Here is a 17,657-nt window from a genome sequence, read left to right on the forward strand (position 1 = left end):
AGGATTCGCCAATCCGCGCCCGCCGGCGCCACGAGGGGAACCGCATGCGTCGTCTTGCCGGAGGCCTGGTGTGTTTCGCGGCTTGCCTGGGGGGCGCGCTCGCCACCCACGCGCAATCCGATCCTCCTGCACCGCCGGCCGCGCCGCCCATCGTGTTGCAGGCCGCGCACCTCTTCGACGGACGCAGCGGCAAGCTTGTCTCGCCCGGCCGCATCGTGGTGCGCGGCACGAAGATCGAATCCATCGGCAGCGATGCGCCCGCACCCGCCGGCGCACGCGTGATCGACCTCGGCGACGCCACGCTCATGCCCGGCATCATCGATGCGCACACGCACATCGCCGGCGACTACGACGCCAGCTGGACCAACGGTTTCTACAATTCGATGATGCGGCTGCCGGTGGAACAGTCGTACTACGCCGCGCGCAATGCACGCGCGACCTTGCAGGCCGGCGTGACCACCGTGCGCGAAGTCGGCGCCGCGGACCTGATCGACGTCGCGTTGCGCAACGCCATCAACGCCGGCCTCGAAGACGGGCCGCGCATGCTCGTCGCCGTGCACGCGATCGGCTCGACCGGCGGCCATTGCGATGCACCTGCCTTCCCGCCCGGCACCGTGCGCACGTTCGGCGAAGCGGACGGCGTGTGCAACGGCGCCGATTCCTGTCGCCGCGCGGTGCGCGAGCAACTCAAGTACGGCGCGGACGTCATCAAGATCTGCGCCTCCGGCGGCGTGCTGTCCGAATCCGATCCGGTCGACGTGCCGCAGCTCACGCCCGCGGAACTGTCGGCCATCGTCGACGAAGCGCACGCCTGGCGCCGCAAGGTGGCTGCGCATGCGCACGGCGATCTCGCGGCGCGGCTGGCGGTGGAAGCCGGCGTCGATTCCATCGAACACGGCAGCTTCCTCACACCGGAGACACTGCAGCTGATGCAGCGCAAGGGCACGTACCTGGTGCCGACGCGCATGGCGGTGAACTTCGTGCTGAAGCAGGCGGGCACGTATCCGCCGAAGGTCGGCGACAAGGCGCGCGCCGCGGCCGGTTCGCACGGCCGGATGATGCACGACGCGATGCGCATCGGCGTGCGGATGGCCTACGGCACCGATGCCGGCGTGTATCCGCATGGCGAGAACGCGCGCGAGTTCGGCGACTACGTCGACCTGGGCATGGACCCGGCGAAGGCGCTGATGACCAGCAGCGTGGGCGCGGCGACGCTGCTGGGCATCGACGCGGAGACCGGCACGCTGGAAGCCGGCAAGTTCGCCGACATCGTGGCGGTGCCGGGCAACGTGCTCGACAACGTGCGGGCGACCGAGCATCCGCGGTTCGTCATGAAGCAGGGCAAGATCGTGCGCGACGCGCCCTAGGAGCCTGACATGCAATTCAAGTGGATTGTTGCGTTGGTCACCGCACTCGTCGCCCTTCCCGCGCACGCGCAGGATGCCGTCGTCACCGACGGCGACAAGTACAAGGTGCTCCTCGAGAATGCGTGCGTGCGCGTGCTGGATTACCAGGACACGCCCGGGCAGATGACGCACCCGCACCACCATCCCTCGTTCGTGCTCTATGCGCTTGCGCCCTTCGAACGCGACATCCACTTGCCGGACGGCAAGGTGATCCATCGCAGCTTCAAGCAGGGCGACGTGCTCTGGTCGCCGGCGCAGACGCACACCGGCGAAAACACCGGCAAGACGCCGTCGCATGCATTGCTCGTGGAGAACAAGCCCTCGGCGGCGTCGGACCCGGCTTGCAAGGACGCGGGCGCGCCCTGACCGCCTCCGGTCAGGACCCAGGCAGCCGGCGCCTCACTCCTCCGGCGACCCGCGCTTGAACCGCGCCTCCGCATCCAGCAAATGGCTCACCAGGATGTGCGACATGATGTTGATGCCGATGCCACCGAACATCACCGGGAACAGGTAGAGCGCCAGCGACACTTCGGACCGGAAGATCTTGTCGTCCTGCAGCGACGGACTGCTGCCGGCGGCGTTGGCCAGGCTCTGCAACAGGTACACGTCGAGCCCCGAGATCAGCACGAGCACGAAGCCGAACAGCAGCACCGTGGCGCGCGAGATCGCGCGCTTGCGCAGCAGCGCGACGTAGATCCAGGTCGGCACCACGGCCGAGAAGACGATGAGCAGCCAGAACCGCAGTTCGGTGAAGATGGTGGCGTGCATGCAAACCTCGTCGTTGGGTGCGCGGGCGTCAGTGCGGACCTTGTTGCTCGATCCGCTCCAGCGCCGGCAGCGCGCGTTGTTCGATCGGGGACAACGATAGCGACAGGCGCCAGAAGAACACAGCCAGCAGCGCCAGCATCAGGCCCGCCGCGGTGATGCCGCGCCGCGTCCATTCCACGGGCGGCGGCACCCAGGCCGCGAGCAGCAACAACCCGCCCACGATCGTGATCGCATCAAAACTGGCGCGCTGCCAGTAGCTCCCGCCCAGGTGCAGCCACATGCCGAATTCATCGAACGTCAGCGCCAACCCGATCCCGTAACCCGCCGCTACCACGTCGCGCCATCGCCCGCGCGGTTGCGCGAACAACAACGCAGCGCCGACAACCGCGAGCACCACGATCCCGAAGTTGAGGTGGTGCACGTGCGTGCCGCCGACGTGCACGTACAGGTCCGGCAGCTTGCGCGCCATGATCAGCAGCACGAGCAGCCGCGTGCAGGCGAAGGTCACCACGAAGGCGACGAGGACGATCCGCTGGAGTCGCCGGGAAGGACGCATGAGGCCGAGGATAGGCCCGGCCTAGTGAATTCGCGCGAGCAGGGCGTTGAAGCGGGGATGGTCGTGCAGGGGGTCGAGGTCGCTGTCGTGTTCCATCCAGGCGCGGTCGCCCCAGCCGAGGCTGACGGCGCGTTCGAGCAGGTCGATCGCACGCTCCAGGTCGCCCTGTCCGACATAGAAGCACGCCACGTTGTAGAGCACGACGGGCTCATCCTGCGCCTGCTTGAGCGCCTGCTCGGCCATCGCGCGGGCCTTTTCGTTCTCGCCGACGCGGTAGAGGTTCTGCGCCGCGAAATACAACGCGCGCGTGTCGTGCGGATTGAGCTTGATGTGCCGTTCCAGCGTGCCGAGCGCACCCAGGCGCACGCGCATCTCGTCCTGCTTGCGGCCCAGCGACGCCAGCGACATGGCCAGGAACATTGGCACCTGGAAGTCGTCCGGGTTCACTTCCGCGGCGCGCGCGTACAGGCGTGCGGCTTTTTCGAAGTCGCCGCGCGAGGAGCTGGCTAGGCCGTGGTAGTGCCACGCGTCGAAGAGGTTCGGGTTTTTGGTGGTCGCGGTTTCGAATTCGACCTCGGCCTCGTCGTAGCGCTCGCTGATCAGCAACGCCAGGCCGCGCGAGGCGTGGGCTTCTGCGGATTCGCGATCCAGCACGACGGCCTGTTCGCTGGCGCGGTTGGCGCGCTCCACGTTCTCGGTGGTGGCTTCGGCGTAGCGATACAGGTTGGCGTAGGCGTCGGCCATGCCGGCATAGGCCAGCGCGTATTTCGAGTCCACCGCGATCGCCTGCTCGAACATCCGGATCGCGTGTTCGTAATCGCGCCGCGCCATCGAATACATGTAGCTGCGGCCGCGCAGGTAGTAGTCGTAGGCTTCGGGGTCGGAGGTGGCGACCGACTGGATCGCGCGCCGCTCCTGCGGCGTCAGCGTCACCTGCAGCGCCTTGACGATGCTGTGCGCGATGTCGTCCTGGATCGCGAATACGTCTTTCAGTTCGCGATCGTAGGTTTCCGACCACAGGTGCGAATCGCTGTCGGTGTCGATCAGCTGCGCGGTGATGCGCACGCGGTCGCCGGCGCGGCGCACGCTGCCTTCCAGCAACGTGGTGACGCCGAGTTCGCGCGCGACCACCGGGATCGCGGCGTCCTTGCCCTTGTAGGCGAACGACGAGGTGCGCGAAGCCACTTTGAGCTGCGGCAGTTGCGTGAGCAGGTTGAGGATTTCCTCGGCGATGCCGTCGCTGAAGTATTCGTTCTCCGCATCGCCGCTCATGTTGACGAAGGGCAGCACGGCGATGGTGCGGCGGTCGTCGCGCAGGATGGCGCGTTGCGGCGGCGGATCGGGCGTTGCGGCGACGGGCGTTTCGGGTTCGGGCGAAGGCGATGCGATCGGCGCCATCGGCGCGACCGGCGCGGGCACGGCGACCGGGACTTCCTGCAACGGCAGCGTGCGCTCCAGCCCGCGCGGGCCGGCATCGAACATCCACGCCATCGCGAAGGCGATCGGGAACCCCAGCACCACCAGCACGATGACGAGGGTGACGGTCCAGGACGGCAGGTGCAGGCTCGGCAGCACCGTGGCCGCCACCTGGATCACCAGCCAGCCCGCGACCGCGTAGACGAGGGCAACGCGGAAGACGCGGCGTCGGCGGAGTTCGGCGAACAGGCCCGCGAGCATCGAACCGTCTCCCCGTGCGAATGCAGCGTCGATCCCCGGGCCAACGTGCCGCGCGCCGGCGAACGGACACTGCCGCTTTCCCGGCCCGTCCGGTCCCGGTTGGCATAGACTCCGGCCGTTCGGAGGAGCATGCGGATGGAAGCGATCGACCTGCTGGAAACCATCGAGGAAGAGACCGGGCCGGATCCGCGCTGGAGCGTGCTCTGGCTGCACGGGCTGGGCGCGGACGGACATGATTTCGTCCCGCTGGTGCCCGAACTGGTGCGCCATGGCTGGCCGTCGATCCGCTTCGTGTTCCCGCATGCGCCGGTGCGCGCGGTGACGATCAATGCCGGCATGCGCATGCGCGCCTGGTACGACATCCGCGATTTCGACCTGGCCAACCGCGCCGACGCCGATGGCGTGATGGTCTCGTCCGCGCAGGTGGGCGCGCTGCTCGATCGCGAACATGCACGCGGCATCCCGCCGGAACGCACGTTCCTCGCCGGGTTCTCGCAAGGCGGCGCGATCACGCTGGCCGCGGGCCTCAAGCGCACGCATCCCCTCGCCGGCCTCATCGCGCTGTCCACGTACCTGCCGATGTCCGAGCAGATGGCGCGCGAATCGGTCACCGATGCGGCCAAGCGCCAACCGGTGTTCCTCGCGCACGGCGATGCGGACCCGGTGATCCCGGTGCAGGCGGGGCATGCCACCGCATCGCTGCTGACGGGCCAGGGCTTCGATGTCACGTGGCGCACGTATGCGATGCCGCATGCGGTGTGCCCGGAGGAAATCCGCGATCTCGGGGACTGGCTCGAGCGCAGGCTCGCGGGCTGACGATGGAGGCCGCCCCCGGCGAACCCTGGTTGCCGGACCTGTGCCGCCTCGGGCGGCTGGCCACCGTGCTCGCGGTGGCCGAACTCGTGGTCGCCGTCATCGCGCTCTCGCCCTCGGCCGAAGCCGAATGGACCCTGGCCCGCTTCGCCTCGGCGAGCGGGTTCGCGTTGTGGCTCGCGCTCACGGTGTCGGTGGTGCTGTGCGTGTCCCGTCGCAAGCTCTCGACCTTGCGCCGTTGGGTCGGCGGGCCCGGCGCGGTGGTGCTGGCGGCGCTGATCGCTGCCTCCGGTGCCGCGCTCGTGCACGCGGTCGACCACGGCCTCGGGTCGGACCTGGTGCCCACCTCGGTCACGCTGCATCGCTTCGTGCTGGGCAGCGCGGCCATCACCTCGCTGATCGTGGGCGTGGTGCTGCGTTACCTGTACGCGGTGGACGGCTGGCAGGCGCAGGTGCGCGCCAGCGCGCGCGCCGAGGCCGACGCGCTGCAGGCCCGCATCAAGCCGCATTTCCTTTTCAACAGCATGAACACCATCGTCGGCCTGGTACGCCGGGACCCGGACGTGGCCGAGCGCGCGGTGCTGGACCTGTCGGACCTGTTCCGCGCGGCCCTGGGCGCCGGCAAGGGCGAATCGAGCCTGGCCGAGGAAGTGGAACTGGCCGAGCGCTACCTGTCGATCGAACAACTGCGCCTGGGCGACCGCCTGCAGGTCCGCTGGCGCAAGGCCGAACCCCTGCCCTGGCAGCTGCCGTTGCCCCGCCTGGTGTTGCAGCCCCTCGTCGAAAACGCGGTTTTGCACGGGATTTCAAGGCTCCCCGCGGGCGGCACCATCGACATCGAGGTGACCTGCGACCACGAACACCTGCAGGTCAGCATCCACAATCCGGCCCCCGCGCCCCGGGAGCGCGACATGTCCGGCGGGGGGCCGCTGGAGCCCCGCGCGGGCAGCGGGCACGCGCAAACCAACATCGCCCATCGCCTTGCGTATACCTTCGGACCCAAGGCGCGCGTGCACGGGCGTTGGCACGAGGGCTACTATCTGGCTGAGCTTCGAGTCCCGCTCCCTGCAGGAGGTCGATCGTGAGAGTGCTGATCGCCGACGACGAACCCCTCGCGCGCGAACGCCTGCGCGATCTGCTCGCCGCGCAACCCGGCGTCGAGCTGGTCGCCGAAGCAGGCGACGGGCGCGAAGCGCTGCATGCCTGCGCACAGCATCATCCCGACCTCGTGCTGCTCGACATCGCGATGCCCGGCATCGATGGCCTCGAAGCGGCGCGACATCTCGCTGCATTCGAACCACGGCCTGCGGTGGTGTTCTGCACCGCGTACGACGCGCATGCGTTGTCGGCGTTCGAAGCGGCCGCCATCGATTACCTCGTCAAGCCCGTGCGGGCCGAACGCCTGGCCGCCGCGATCGAACGCGCGCGCACCTTCGCCGCCGGCCGCACCAACGGCGACGGCGCGCCCGCCAGCGACCAGTTGCGCACGCACCTGTGCGCGCGCCTGCGCGGCAGCCTGCGCCTGATCCCGGTCGAGGACGTGCATTACCTGCAGGCCGAAGAGAAATACGTGGTCGTGCACCACGCGCGCGGCGAAGACCTGATCGAGGAATCGCTGAAGTCGCTGGAAGAGGAATTCGGCGACCGCTTCGTGCGCATCCATCGCAACTGCCTGGTCGCGCGGCATGAAATCGTCGAACTCAAGCGCGCGCCCGACGGGCACGTGCAGGCCGTGCTGCGGCACGGCAACCATCCGCTCGAGGTGAGCCGGCGGTGCGTGGCGCATTTGCGCGAGACGGTGAAGCACCTGTAGGGCAACGGCGGGAACGGGGAACGGGGAAAACCGGCTTGCTGCCGCGCTTCAGCCCCACCGGCCGAAGGTCGATGCGTTGCGCTTCGAATAGCTTGAGGGCGGACTTCGGCTCGCGCGGGGGCCGTCGCATCGAATGCTGTCTCCCTGTTCCCCATTCCCTGTTCCCGCTTTTCCATCGGCGATAATCCCGCCATGAATCACCCCCTCCGCATCGCCACCCGCAAGTCCCCCCTCGCCCTCTGGCAGAGCGAACACGTCGCCGACCGCCTGCGCGCCGCGCATCCGGGGCTCGACGTCATCCTCGTGCCCATGAGCACGCGCGGGGACGAAGTGCTCGACCGGTCGCTGGCCGCCATCGGCGGGAAGGGCCTGTTCCTCAAGGAACTCGAGATCGCGATGCAGCGCGGCGAAGCCGATTGCGCGGTGCATTCGCTGAAGGACGTGCCGATGGTGCTCGAGCCGGGCTTCATGCTGCCGGCGATCCTGGCGCGCGCGGACCACGCCGATGCGTTCGTGAGCAACCACTACGACGACCTCGACGCGTTGCCGCAGGGCGCGATGGTGGGCACGTCGTCGTTGCGTCGCCAGGCGCAGTTGCGCGCGCGGCGGCCGGACCTGGTGTTGCGCGACCTGCGCGGCAACGTCAACACGCGGCTCGCGAAACTCGATGCGGGCGAGTACGACGCGATCGTGCTGGCGTGCGCGGGGCTTGCGCGGCTCGGCTTCGAATCGCGCATTCGTGCGCGGCTGGATGCGCCGGCGTGGTTGCCCGCACCCGCGCAGGGCGCGATCGCGATCGAATGCCGCGACGACGCGCCGGAGATCCACGCGTTGTGCGCCGCGCTCGACGATGCGGAGACGCGCATCTGCGTGGAAGCCGAGCGCGCGATGAATCGTGCGTTGCATGGCAGCTGCCACGTGCCGGTCGCGGCGTTCGCGCGACGCGAAGGCACGCAGCTGGACCTGCAGGGGCTGGTGGGCTCGTCGCTCGACGGGCGCCTGGTGCGCGCGGCCAGCGAAGGCACGGATCCGGAAGCGCTGGGGATCGAAGTCGCCGAGCGCCTGCTCTCGCAGGGCGCCCGCGAACTCATCGACGCTCAGTAATAGAGCGTCACCATGTGCTTCGCTTCGGCGAAGAACAGCCAACGTTCGACGAAGGCGCCGGCCAGCGCGGACAGCGCGGCGGCCGTGTACCAGGGCGCGGTGTCCAGGTGCACGAAGACGAACACCGGCAGCAACGCCAGGATCGGCAGCACGGCGAACAGCACGATGGCCAGACGTCGCAACGTCTTCGCGTGCTTGCGCGCGACGACGAAGCCCATTTCCTTCGTGAGGTAGTTCGCCTCGGTGTGCGGGCGTTCGAAGACGGTGGCGGTGCGGTTCGGGAGGCCGATGGCGTCGCCGCGCGTTGCAGGCAGCGGCGCATCGATGTCGCGCCAGTAACGACGCTTCTGGTCCCACAGCAGCAGTGCGGCAACGATGGCGACGAGCGCGGCGACGTTGCGGACTTCGCGCCCCAGCAGCGTGGCGATGGCGCAGAACAACAGGCCGCCGGTGAACAGCGCGAACAGCACGTACACGCGTGGCACCAGGCGATGGCCCCACGCGGGGATCGGCTTGAGGGACGCGTAGATCATGGCGGTGCAGTAGACAGTCACGAGCGCGGCGATGATCGAGAGGGCGGCGACGCCCATGCCTGCGATTCCCAGCTGCACGGCCGAACCCGTTGCGTTGGCATCGAGCATGCCGGGCAACGCGGCTGCGCCGAGCAACAGGGCGATTCCGAATGTCAACATTGCGGCGACGCCTTCGCGCGACAACCACGAGGTCCGCCACTGCGAGAACGCGCGCCATGCGCGCATCGGCTTGCCGAGGTGCAGCGTCGAGCTGAGCAGCCCGATCGTCGACAGCACGATCGACACCGCGATGCTCACCAGGAGCGTGCGCGCCGAACTGACGCCCGTCAGCGCATGCCACGCCGCCCAGAACAACAACCCGTATCCCGCGCCCGACAGCGTGGTGAAGAAGATGACCGACAGCGCGGGATGCATGTGCGGCGTTACTCCAGCACGACCGCGGTGCCGGACGCGCTCACCATCAGCATGCTGCCGCCGTCCTGGATCTGGATGGTCTCGTAGTCGAGGTCCACGCCGACGACCGCGTTGGCGCCCGCTTCGCGCGCCTGCTCCATCATGTCGTTGACGGCTTCGGTCTTCGCCTTGCGCAGCACTTTTTCGTACGACCCCGAGCGGCCGCCCAGGATGTCGCGGATGCCGGCGAAGAAGTCGCGGAACATGTTGGCGCCGAGGATCGCGTCGCCGCCGACGAGCCCCTTGTAGGCCACGATGCGGCGGCCTTCGAAGGTGTTCGTGGTGGTGACGAGGATGGGGGTTTCATCGGCCATGGCGATTCCTTAGCGACGGAGGAGGCGATCGAGCCAGCGTTTCGGCGTGGCATCGACTTCGGGTTCTGCAACGACGACGGTTTCTTCGCCGCCGGCGCGACGCGGCCGCGGCGGCAGGTAACGATTGACGGGCGCATAGCCGAGTTCGGGCAGCAGCGGCAGGCCGCCGCGCTCGGCGACGAGCTTGGACACCGCCGATTCCGGATCGCCCAGGTCGCCGAAGTGGCGCGCGCGCGTCGGGCACACCTGCACGCACGCGGGCTCGCGCTCGGATTCGGGCAGGTTCTCGTTGTAGATACGGTCGACGCACAGCGTGCATTTCTTCATCACGCCTTCTACTTCGCTGTACTCGCGCGCGCCGTACGGGCAGGCCCACGAACACAGCTTGCAGCCGATGCACTTGTCTTCGTCGACGAGCACGATGCCGTCGGACGCGCGCTTGTAGCTCGCACCGGTCGGGCACACGGTGACGCACGCGGGCGTTTCACAATGCAGGCACGAACGCGGGAAGTGCAGCGTCATCGCCGGTTGCGCGGGCGCGCCGTCCGCGGCGGGCACCTGCTCGAGTTCGTAGCTGTGCACGCGGTTGAACCACACGCCCGACGGATCCTTGGCGTACGGCTGTTCGTCCGTCACCGGGCCGGCCATGCCGCCGCTGTTCCATTGCTTGCAGCCGACGGCGCAGGCCTGGCACCCGACGCACGTATCGAGATCGATGACGAGGCCGAGCTTCTTCGTCGACGGGGGCGGCAGCTGCGTCATGTCTTGCTCGCGTTCGGCTTGCTCTTGCCGGGATGTTCGAGGTTGCGCAGCGCGGCGCCGTAGCGCAGCGGGCGTTCGTCGGCTTCGCGGTACGGCAGCGGCGGGAATTGCGGCGCGCTTTCGCCGGCCTGGTCGCTCTTGCGGATGCGCACGCGCAGGTCGAACCACGCGGCCTGCCCGGTCACCGGATCGGCGTTCGCGTAATCGCCCTTCGGCGTCACGTCGGAAATCAGGTGATTGAGCAGGAAGCCCTTCGTGCCTTCCGGTGCGTCCTTCGCCAGGCGCCACGCGCCGCGCCGCTTGCCGATCGCGTTCCAGCTCCACACGGTGTCGGGCTGCACGTTCTTCGCGAAACGCACTTCGACGGTGATCGTGCCGTGGTGCGAATCGACTTCGGCCCAGTCGCCTTCGGCCAGACCGTATTTCGCGCCCGTGGCCGGATGTACGTACAGCGCGTTGCGCGCCTGGATCTGCCGCAGCCACGCGTTTTGCGATCCCCACGCGTGGTACATGTACATCGGGCGCTGCGTGATCGCGCTCAGCGGGAAGGCCTCGCGCGAGGTCTCGTCGTGCTCGAACGGTTCGTACCAGATCGGCAGCGGATCGAAATACGTGGCGACGCGCGTGCGATGGCGATCCGGCGGTTGCATGGTGCCGTGCCCTTGCGCGGCGAGGCGGAACTTCTGCAACGTCTCCGAATACAGCTGCATCACGATCGGCTGGTCGTTGGCGACGAAGCCGAGCTTGTGCGCCCACTGCAGGTAGTCGCGATTCGCCATCTTGTAATAGCGCCCCGCCTCCGGGACCGGCGTGTGCCAGAAACCGCCGTGTTCGATGTAGCGCTTGAGCTGGTCGGGATTCGGCGCGCCCTTGCCTTCCTGCGTACCATCTTCGCCGCGCCAACCCGCCAGCAGGCCCACGCCGGGCGCGCGCTCGTGGCGGACGATGTAATCGGCGTAGTCGCGATATTGCGGCGAACCATCGGCGTGCACCAAGCCGGGTAATCCGAGGCGCGCGCCGAGATCGAGCAGCACCGACTGGAAGCCGCGCACGTCGCGCGGGCGGTTGTCGTCGGTGGGTTGCGTCGCCGCATCGAAGATCGGATGGCGGATCGCGTCGCTCGCGCCGTCGGCGTCGGAGATCGGGCGATCGAGCAACGAGATCGCATCAAAGCGTTCGAGATACGTGGTGTCGGGCAACACGAGGTCCGCGTAGGCGACCATTTCCGACGCATACGCATCGCTGTAGATGATGCGCGGGATGCGGTACTCGCCGCTCTCGTCCTTGTCGGTGAGCCACTGCATGGTCTCGGAGGTGTTCATCGCCGAGTTCCAGCTCATGTTCGCCATGAACATCAGCAGCGTGTCGATCTTGTACGGGTCGCCCGCCCACGCGTTGCGGATGACGGTGTGCAGCATGCCGTGCGCGGCGAGCGGGTACGCCCAGGAATATGCGTGGTCGATGCGGCGCGGGGCGCCTTGCGCGTCGACGACGAGGTCTTCGGGCGTGTGCACGAAACCGAGCGGTGCGGCGTCGAGGCCACCATCGGGCCGACGCGTCTTGCCGGGGCGATTCGCCGGCGGGATCGGCTTCGGGAACGGCGGCTGGAAGCGGAACGAGCCCGGCACGTCCACCGCGCCCAGCAGCAACTGCAGCAGGTGCAGCGCGCGGCAAGTGTGGAAGCCGTTGGAATGCGCGCTGATGCCGCGCATGGCATGCATCGACACCGCGCGGCCTTCCATCGACGCGTGTTCGCGGCCCCAGCTGTCGGTCCAGGCGATCGGCAGCGAGAGTTTCGTATCGAAGGCGGCGGCGGCCAGTTCGCGCGCGATGCGGCGGATGGTGTCGGCGGGGATGCCGCAGCGTTCGGCGACGGCGTCGGGCGCGTATTGCGGATCGAGGTAGCGGTCGGCGACCAGGTGGAAGACGGGGACGGCGGTGCGGCCGTCGGGCAAGGTGTATTCGCCGATGACGACGGGCGCCACGTCCACGGCGTTCGCATCCACCGCGCCGCGTTCGCGATCCCAGCACAGCGCGCGGCCTTCGCCGTCGCGCGCGAACAAGCCATCGTCCGCGCCGCCCGGATTGCGCACCACCAGCCAGTGCGCGTTCGCGTAGCGCACCAGGTACTCCAGGTCGATGCGGTCGCTGCGCAGCAATTCGTGGATCAGCGCGAACGCGAACAGGCCGTCGGTGCCGGGCCGGATCCCGATCCATTCATCCGCGATCGCGCCGTACCCCGTGCGCACCGGATTGACCGCGACCACCTTGGCGCCGCGCGCCTTCAGCTTGCCGAGGCCGAGCTTGATCGGATTGGAGTCGTGGTCTTCGGCCACGCCCCACAGCATCAGGTATTGCGTGTGGTCCCAGTCCGGTTCGCCGAATTCCCAGAACGAACCGCCCAGCGTGTACAGCCCGCCCGCGGCCATGTTCACGGAGCAGAAGCCGCCGTGCGCCGCGTAGTTGATCGTGCCGAACTGCTGCGCCCACCAGCCGGTGAGCGCCTGCGACTGGTCGCGCCCCGTGAAGAACGCCAGTTCGTCGGGGTTGCGTGCGCGGATGGGCGCGAGCCACGACGTGGCGAGTTCCATCGCCTCGTCCCAGCTGATTTCCTTGAATTCGCCCGAGCCGCGCTCGCCCGTCCGCAGCAACGGGCGCGACAACCGCGCCGGCGAGTAGTGCTGCATGATCCCCGCCGAGCCCTTCGCGCAGAGCACGCCGCGGTTCACGGGGTGGTCGGGATTGCCCTGGATGTAGCGGATGCGGCCTTCGAGCGTCCACACCTTGATGCCGCAACGGCACGCGCACATGTAGCAGGTCGTCGCGTGGACGGCGTCGCCGGGCGACGGCGAAGGATTGAGCGTGGGCTCGCGCATGCGGCGCATTGTAGCGGCGGTCTTGCATAATCCCGGCCATGGACCGCTACGAACGCATCAACGCCCTGCACCGCCTGCTCAAGGCGGCGCGCTATCCGGTCACCGTCGCGCGGCTGCAGGAGGAACTGGGCTGCTCGCGCGCCACTGCCTACCGCGACCTGGCCTTCCTCCGCGACGGGCTGATGGCGCCGGTGATCGGCGACGGCGAGGCCGGCTTCCGCTACGACGCCGCCGAGAACGACCGCTTCGAACTGCCGGGCCTGTGGCTGAACTCGGAAGAGCTGCATGCGCTGCTCGCCGCGCAGCAGTTGCTGGCGCGCAGCGGTGGCGGCCTGCTGGCCACGGCGCTGGCGCCGCTGCAGCAGCGCGTGGAAAAGCTGCTCGAGGAACAGGCCGGCGGCAAGAAGTGGCCGGTGGAGCGCGTGCGCGTGATCGCCAGCCGCCCGCGCCGCCTGGATGAGCATGTGTTCCGCGTCGTCGCCTCCTCGGTGCTGGGGCGGCGCAAGCTGTCCTTCGATTACCGCGCGCGCTCCACGGACGAGAAGACGCGCCGCACGGTGTCGCCGCAGCGCATCACCCATTACCGCGACAACTGGTACCTGGATGCCTGGGACGAGGATCGCGAGGGCCTGCGCAGCTTCGCGGTGGACCGCATCGGCGCGGCCAAGCTGCTCGACGGCACGGCGCGCGACATCGGCGACGCCGACCTCGACGAACACCTGGCCTCCAGCTACGGCATCTTCTCCGGCCCGCCGAAGAACTGGGCGACCATCCTGTTCAGCGCCAAGGCCGCGCGCTGGGTGGCGGACGAACGCTGGCATTCGCAGCAGCAGGGGCGGTTCCTGCCGGACGGGCGCTACGAACTCAAGATCCCGTACAGCAATGCGCGCGAGCTGCTGATGGACGTGCTGCACTACGGCTCGGACGCGGAGATCGTCGAGCCGCCGGTGCTGCGCGAACAGGCGCGTTCGCTGCTGTCGCTGGCGATCTCGAACTACGATCGATGACGCCGCCCGCCGACGCACCCAGGATCCGCCCGGAAGAGAAGGTCGCGCTCGTCCTCGGCGCCGGCGGCGCGCGCGGGTTGGCGCAGATCGGCGTGATCGAGGCGCTGGAAGCCCGCGGCATCCACATCGTCGCGATCGCGGGATCGTCGAGCGGCGCGCTGGTCGGCGGGCTGCACGCGAGCGGCAAGTTGCCGGCGTATCGCGACTGGCTGCTCACGCTTGACCGGCGCGCGATGCTGCGGTTGCTCGATCCGGGCTTCGGGCGTTCGGCCCTGTTCGAAGGCGCGCGGCTGATCGAGGCGCTGCGCGAGATCGCGGGCTCGCCGCGGATCGAAGACCTGCCGATCGATTTCACCGCGGTGGCGGTGGATGTCATGCGCCAGCGCGAGGTGTGGTTGCGCGAGGGCGACATGTGGGATGCGATCCGCGCGTCGTTCGCGATCCCCGGCTTGTTCACGCCGCACATGATCCACGGGCGCGCGCTGGTGGATGGCGGGTTGCTGGCGCCGTTGCCGATCGCGGCCACGCGGCTGTCGGATGCGCATCGGTTGATCGCGGTCGACATGCATGGCTGGCCGCAGCGTCCGCCGGGCGAGCCGGCGCAGGAAGGTGCGCCGTCCGGCGACATGCCGAAATCCGGGGGGCCCTCGTGGTTCCGCGCGTGGTTGCGCAGCGACGATGCGACGTCGACGGCGGACGTCGCGCGCTCGCGCCTGGGCTTCACGGACCTGATGGCGCGTTCGCTCGACCTGATGCAGGCGCAGATCTCGCGCGTGCAGCTGGCGCTGGATCCGCCGGAGCTGGTGATCCGCATTCCGCGGGATGCGTGCCAGTTCTACGAATTCTGGCGGGCGAAGGAATTGATCGGGGTGGGGCGGCAGGAAGCGGACAAGGCGCTCGACGCGGCCGGGTACTGAGTTCCTCGCAGGGTCGCAGCCCGTGAGATGACCCCACGCAATGCTCCGTCGCAAGCCCAACGGAGCCATCGCCATGCACCGCACCGACGCCTCGCTCGCCAACCCCCGCATCGCCCGCGTCCTCCGCACCTGGCTCGCATGGGGCGCCGCCGCCGTGATCCTGCTGCCCTTCGCGCGTGAAAACACCACGTGGTTCGGCTACCTGCCGATGTGGCTCGTCGCCATGCCGGCGATGGCGCTGTGGGCGCTGCATCGTTTTGCACTGCCGCATTGGCCGGCGGCCGTCGCGCGGGGCGGCCAGTACAAGCGTCGTCGCACCGGGGCGCAGGCCATGCGCCGCCGGGATCGCGGCGCGCGTGCGCTGCGCGGGCTGCGCGCGGCCTGACCCCTCCGGCGGGCCTCCGGCAGGGGTCCGCCCCGCAGGTGGCGTGCTAGCGTTGGCGACTCTTTTTTTGTCGCCGGAGTCGCGCATGCCGAAGGTGTCGCCTGATCGTCTCGTCCTCGGGGCCGTGCTCGGCCTTGGCCTGGTTTCGATCGGTGGCGCAGCCTTCGCGGCGGACGGCACGCCCGCCAAGGAGGACGCCGTGGCCAACGATCCCTATCAATGGCTCGAGGACGTGCACGGCGACAAGCCGATCGCCTGGGTCCGCGAGCAGAACGCGCACAGCGAAGCGGAACTCGCGACCAAGCCGGAATTCCGCAAACTCGAGCGCGACATCCTCGCCATCCTCGATTCGACCGCGAAGATCCCGGGCGTCGAGAAGATCGGCGACTTCTACTACAACCTGTGGAAGGACAAGGACCACGCGCGCGGCCTGTGGCGTCGCACGACCCTGGCCGAATACCGCAAGCCGGACCCGCAGTGGGAAACGGTGCTCGACCTCGATGCGCTCAACAAGGCCGAGGGCAAGGCGTGGGTGTGGCACGGCGCGGATTGCCTGAAGCCCGACTACACGCGGTGCCTCGTGGCGCTGTCGAACGGCGGCTCGGATGCGGACGTGACGCGCGAGTTCGACCTGTCGACGAAGCAGTTCGTCCGCGACGGCTTCTTCCGTCCCGAAGCGAAGGGCGGCCTGGGCTGGATCGACAAGGACACGGTGTACGTCTTCACCGACTTCGGCGGCAACAGCATGACGCCCTCGGGCTATCCGCGCATCGTGAAGCAGTGGTCGCGCGGCACGCCGATGGCCGCCGCGACGAAGGTGTACGAGGGCCAGCCGGAAGACATGTATATCTCCGGCTTCCGCGACCAGACGCCGGGGTTCAAGCGCGATTTCGTCAGCCGCACGATCGCGTTCTACAACGACGAGCTGTACCTGCGCGGCAGCGACGGGAAGCTGGTCAAGATCGATGCGCCGAATTCGGCGAATAAATCCGTGCACGGAGCGTGGTTGTTGCTTGAACTGCGCGATCCCTATGAAGCCGGTGGCCAAACGTATCCCGCGGGCGCGCTGATCGCGACGAAGTTCGACGACTTCATGGCGGGCAAGCGCGGTTTCTTCCAGCTGTTCACGCCCGATGAGCACAGCTCGCTCGCCGGGTATGCGTGGACGAAGAACGCGCTGGTGTTGAACGTCATGCGTGATGTGCGCAATGAATTGAGCGTGTTCCGGTTCGCTCCGGGCGCGCGCGACCTCGACGAAGGATTCATTTCCCATCCGCTCGCTGGCGCCCCGACGCTCGGCACGGTCAGCGTTTCCGCGGTCGATTCCGACACCAGCGATGCGGTGTGGATCACCTCCACTGATTACCTCACGCCCACCAGCCTGATGCTTGCCGACGTGTCGACGAACACGCCGCCGGAAGTCCTCAAGTCCAACCCGCAGTTCTTCAACGCCGACACGCACGTCATCGAACAGCACTTCGCCACGTCGAAGGACGGCACGAAGATCCCGTACTTCCTCGTGCGCCCGAAGGCGATGAAGGCGGATGGCTCGACGCCGACGCTGCTCTACGGTTACGGCGGCTTCGAAGTCTCGATGACGCCCGCCTATTCGGGCAGCGTCGGCAAGGGCTGGCTGGAGATGGGCGGCGCGTATGCGGTCGCCAACATCCGCGGCGGCGGCGAGTACGGCCCGCGCTGGCACCAGGCGGCGCTGAAGGCCAACCGCCACAAGGCGTACGAAGATTTCGCCGCGGTGGCCGAAGACCTCGCCAAGACCGGCGTGGCCGACAGCAAGCGCCTCGGCATCATGGGCGGCAGCAACGGCGGCCTGCTGATGGGCAACATGCTCACGCAGTATCCGCAGCTGTTCGGCGCGATCGTGGTGCAGGTGCCGCTGCTCGACATGAAGCGTTACAGCCACCTGCTGGCCGGCGCGTCGTGGATGGCCGAATACGGCGATCCGGACACGGCGGACTGGGAGTACATCAAGACCTTCTCGCCGTACCAGCTGTTCGATCCGGCGAAGGATTACCCGCCGACGCTCTTCCTCACCTCTACCGCCGACGACCGCGTCCATCCGGCGCACGCGCGCAAGATGATGGCGAAGATGCTGGAAGCGAAGAAGGACGTGCGCTACTTCGAGAACATCGAAGGCGGCCATGGCGGCGCGGCGAACAACGCGCAGTCCGCGCACATGAACGCGCTGGCCTACACCTTCCTGTGGCAGACCCTCTCGAAGTGATCCGTCTTTTCCGCTGCTGATCCCGTGCTAA

Annotated in this window: 17 protein-coding genes; 10 read left to right on the top strand and 7 right to left on the bottom strand. The window is 68.3% G+C overall.

What is annotated here, in order from left to right; genetic code table 11:
• Positions 1–44: 44 nt before the first annotated feature.
• Together LYSHEL_RS05550 and LYSHEL_RS05555 are read left to right on the top strand one after the other, a co-directional pair.
• Positions 45–1,367, top strand: a complete 1,323-nt coding sequence (locus LYSHEL_RS05550; protein ID WP_213436502.1) for a metal-dependent hydrolase family protein — start codon at positions 45–47, stop codon at positions 1,365–1,367.
• Positions 1,368–1,376: 9 nt separating this feature from the next.
• The gene (locus LYSHEL_RS05555; protein ID WP_213436504.1) at positions 1,377–1,772 is read left to right on the top strand and encodes a cupin domain-containing protein; all 396 of its coding nucleotides are present in this window, start codon (positions 1,377–1,379) and stop codon (positions 1,770–1,772) included.
• Between the two features lie 33 nt (positions 1,773–1,805).
• Here the strand turns inward: LYSHEL_RS05555 and LYSHEL_RS05560 are convergent, their stop codons facing one another.
• Genes LYSHEL_RS05560 through LYSHEL_RS05570 form a run of 3 tightly spaced genes read right to left on the bottom strand, consistent with a single transcriptional unit; the run spans position 1,806 to position 4,407 of the window.
• On the bottom strand, positions 1,806–2,174 hold the full coding sequence (locus tag LYSHEL_RS05560) for a hypothetical protein (protein ID WP_213436506.1): 369 nt from the start codon (positions 2,172–2,174) through the stop codon (positions 1,806–1,808).
• 28 nt (positions 2,175–2,202) lie between these two features.
• On the bottom strand, positions 2,203–2,730 hold the full coding sequence (locus LYSHEL_RS05565) for a hypothetical protein (protein WP_213436508.1): 528 nt from the start codon (positions 2,728–2,730) through the stop codon (positions 2,203–2,205).
• Positions 2,731–2,751: 21 nt separating this feature from the next.
• Entirely contained in the window at positions 2,752–4,407 is a 1,656-nt protein-coding gene (locus LYSHEL_RS05570) for a TPR end-of-group domain-containing protein (RefSeq protein ID WP_213436510.1), read from the bottom strand.
• Positions 4,408–4,542: 135 nt separating this feature from the next.
• Here LYSHEL_RS05570 and LYSHEL_RS05575 point away from each other — a divergent pair, with 135 nt between their 5' ends.
• From LYSHEL_RS05575 to hemC, 4 genes are all read left to right on the top strand, one after another.
• Positions 4,543–5,223 carry an alpha/beta hydrolase gene (locus LYSHEL_RS05575; RefSeq protein WP_213436512.1) on the top strand — a complete coding sequence of 227 codons (681 nt, stop codon included), beginning with the start codon at positions 4,543–4,545 and terminating at the stop codon, positions 5,221–5,223.
• 2 nt (positions 5,224–5,225) lie between these two features.
• Entirely contained in the window at positions 5,226–6,305 is a 1,080-nt protein-coding gene (locus tag LYSHEL_RS05580) for a sensor histidine kinase (protein ID WP_213436514.1), read from the top strand.
• Positions 6,302–7,033 (top strand): LytR/AlgR family response regulator transcription factor, encoded by a 732-nt coding sequence (locus tag LYSHEL_RS05585; RefSeq protein ID WP_213436516.1) that lies wholly within the window; start codon positions 6,302–6,304, stop codon positions 7,031–7,033. The genes LYSHEL_RS05580 and LYSHEL_RS05585 overlap by 4 nt, the downstream gene beginning before the upstream one ends.
• Before the next feature lie 192 nt (positions 7,034–7,225).
• A complete protein-coding gene (gene hemC / locus LYSHEL_RS05590) occupies positions 7,226–8,137 on the top strand; it encodes a hydroxymethylbilane synthase (RefSeq protein ID WP_213436518.1) in 912 nt (303 codons plus the stop codon).
• On the opposite strand, the gene LYSHEL_RS05595 is transcribed toward hemC, so the two are convergent.
• Genes LYSHEL_RS05595 through LYSHEL_RS05610 form a run of 4 tightly spaced genes read right to left on the bottom strand, consistent with a single transcriptional unit; the run spans position 8,131 to position 13,075 of the window.
• Positions 8,131–9,084 (bottom strand): dimethyl sulfoxide reductase anchor subunit family protein, encoded by a 954-nt coding sequence (locus LYSHEL_RS05595; RefSeq protein ID WP_213436520.1) that lies wholly within the window; start codon positions 9,082–9,084, stop codon positions 8,131–8,133. The genes hemC and LYSHEL_RS05595 overlap by 7 nt on opposite strands.
• 8 nt (positions 9,085–9,092) lie before the next feature.
• Complete coding sequence (locus tag LYSHEL_RS05600) at positions 9,093–9,437, bottom strand: heavy metal-binding domain-containing protein (RefSeq protein WP_213436522.1); 345 nt, start codon at positions 9,435–9,437, stop codon at positions 9,093–9,095.
• 9 nt (positions 9,438–9,446) lie between these two features.
• A complete protein-coding gene (locus LYSHEL_RS05605; protein ID WP_213436524.1) occupies positions 9,447–10,199 on the bottom strand; it encodes a 4Fe-4S dicluster domain-containing protein in 753 nt (250 codons plus the stop codon).
• Positions 10,196–13,075 carry a molybdopterin oxidoreductase family protein gene (locus tag LYSHEL_RS05610; RefSeq protein WP_213436526.1) on the bottom strand — a complete coding sequence of 960 codons (2,880 nt, stop codon included), beginning with the start codon at positions 13,073–13,075 and terminating at the stop codon, positions 10,196–10,198. The genes LYSHEL_RS05605 and LYSHEL_RS05610 overlap by 4 nt, the downstream gene beginning before the upstream one ends.
• A gap of 38 nt (positions 13,076–13,113) precedes the next feature.
• On the opposite strand from LYSHEL_RS05610, the gene LYSHEL_RS05615 reads away from it, so the two are divergent.
• The 4 genes from LYSHEL_RS05615 (at position 13,114) to LYSHEL_RS05630 (ending at position 17,626) form a co-directional block, all read left to right on the top strand.
• A complete protein-coding gene (locus LYSHEL_RS05615; protein ID WP_213436528.1) occupies positions 13,114–14,082 on the top strand; it encodes a helix-turn-helix transcriptional regulator in 969 nt (322 codons plus the stop codon).
• Positions 14,079–14,999: a patatin-like phospholipase family protein gene (locus tag LYSHEL_RS05620; RefSeq protein ID WP_213436530.1), complete on the top strand. Its 921-nt coding sequence runs from the start codon at positions 14,079–14,081 to the stop codon at positions 14,997–14,999. The genes LYSHEL_RS05615 and LYSHEL_RS05620 overlap by 4 nt, the downstream gene beginning before the upstream one ends.
• Positions 15,000–15,072: 73 nt before the next feature.
• Complete coding sequence (locus LYSHEL_RS05625) at positions 15,073–15,384, top strand: hypothetical protein (protein WP_213436532.1); 312 nt, start codon at positions 15,073–15,075, stop codon at positions 15,382–15,384.
• Between the two features lie 85 nt (positions 15,385–15,469).
• Positions 15,470–17,626 (top strand): prolyl oligopeptidase family serine peptidase, encoded by a 2,157-nt coding sequence (locus LYSHEL_RS05630; protein WP_213436534.1) that lies wholly within the window; start codon positions 15,470–15,472, stop codon positions 17,624–17,626.
• Positions 17,627–17,657 lie beyond the last annotated feature (31 nt).

Source organism: Lysobacter helvus, assembly GCF_018406645.1.
Classification (GTDB): Bacteria; Pseudomonadota; Gammaproteobacteria; order Xanthomonadales; family Xanthomonadaceae; genus Noviluteimonas; species Noviluteimonas caseinilytica.

Bases quoted from the DNA above. Each gene is read 5' to 3' on its own strand.
- LYSHEL_RS05550 (WP_213436502.1), top strand. From the start codon at position 45: ATGCGTCGTCTTGCCGGAGGCCTGGTGTGTTTCGCGGCTTGCCTGGGG.
- LYSHEL_RS05555 (WP_213436504.1), top strand. From the start codon at position 1,377: ATGCAATTCAAGTGGATTGTTGCGTTGGTCACCGCACTCGTCGCCCTT.
- LYSHEL_RS05560 (WP_213436506.1), bottom strand. From the start codon at position 2,174: ATGCACGCCACCATCTTCACCGAACTGCGGTTCTGGCTGCTCATCGTC.
- LYSHEL_RS05565 (WP_213436508.1), bottom strand. From the start codon at position 2,730: ATGCGTCCTTCCCGGCGACTCCAGCGGATCGTCCTCGTCGCCTTCGTG.
- LYSHEL_RS05570 (WP_213436510.1), bottom strand. From the start codon at position 4,407: ATGCTCGCGGGCCTGTTCGCCGAACTCCGCCGACGCCGCGTCTTCCGC.
- LYSHEL_RS05575 (WP_213436512.1), top strand. From the start codon at position 4,543: ATGGAAGCGATCGACCTGCTGGAAACCATCGAGGAAGAGACCGGGCCG.
- LYSHEL_RS05580 (WP_213436514.1), top strand. From the start codon at position 5,226: ATGGAGGCCGCCCCCGGCGAACCCTGGTTGCCGGACCTGTGCCGCCTC.
- hemC (WP_213436518.1), top strand. From the start codon at position 7,226: ATGAATCACCCCCTCCGCATCGCCACCCGCAAGTCCCCCCTCGCCCTC.
- LYSHEL_RS05595 (WP_213436520.1), bottom strand. From the start codon at position 9,084: ATGCATCCCGCGCTGTCGGTCATCTTCTTCACCACGCTGTCGGGCGCG.
- LYSHEL_RS05600 (WP_213436522.1), bottom strand. From the start codon at position 9,437: ATGGCCGATGAAACCCCCATCCTCGTCACCACCACGAACACCTTCGAA.
- LYSHEL_RS05605 (WP_213436524.1), bottom strand. From the start codon at position 10,199: ATGACGCAGCTGCCGCCCCCGTCGACGAAGAAGCTCGGCCTCGTCATC.
- LYSHEL_RS05610 (WP_213436526.1), bottom strand. From the start codon at position 13,075: ATGCGCGAGCCCACGCTCAATCCTTCGCCGTCGCCCGGCGACGCCGTC.
- LYSHEL_RS05615 (WP_213436528.1), top strand. From the start codon at position 13,114: ATGGACCGCTACGAACGCATCAACGCCCTGCACCGCCTGCTCAAGGCG.
- LYSHEL_RS05620 (WP_213436530.1), top strand. From the start codon at position 14,079: ATGACGCCGCCCGCCGACGCACCCAGGATCCGCCCGGAAGAGAAGGTC.
- LYSHEL_RS05625 (WP_213436532.1), top strand. From the start codon at position 15,073: ATGCACCGCACCGACGCCTCGCTCGCCAACCCCCGCATCGCCCGCGTC.
- LYSHEL_RS05630 (WP_213436534.1), top strand. From the start codon at position 15,470: ATGCCGAAGGTGTCGCCTGATCGTCTCGTCCTCGGGGCCGTGCTCGGC.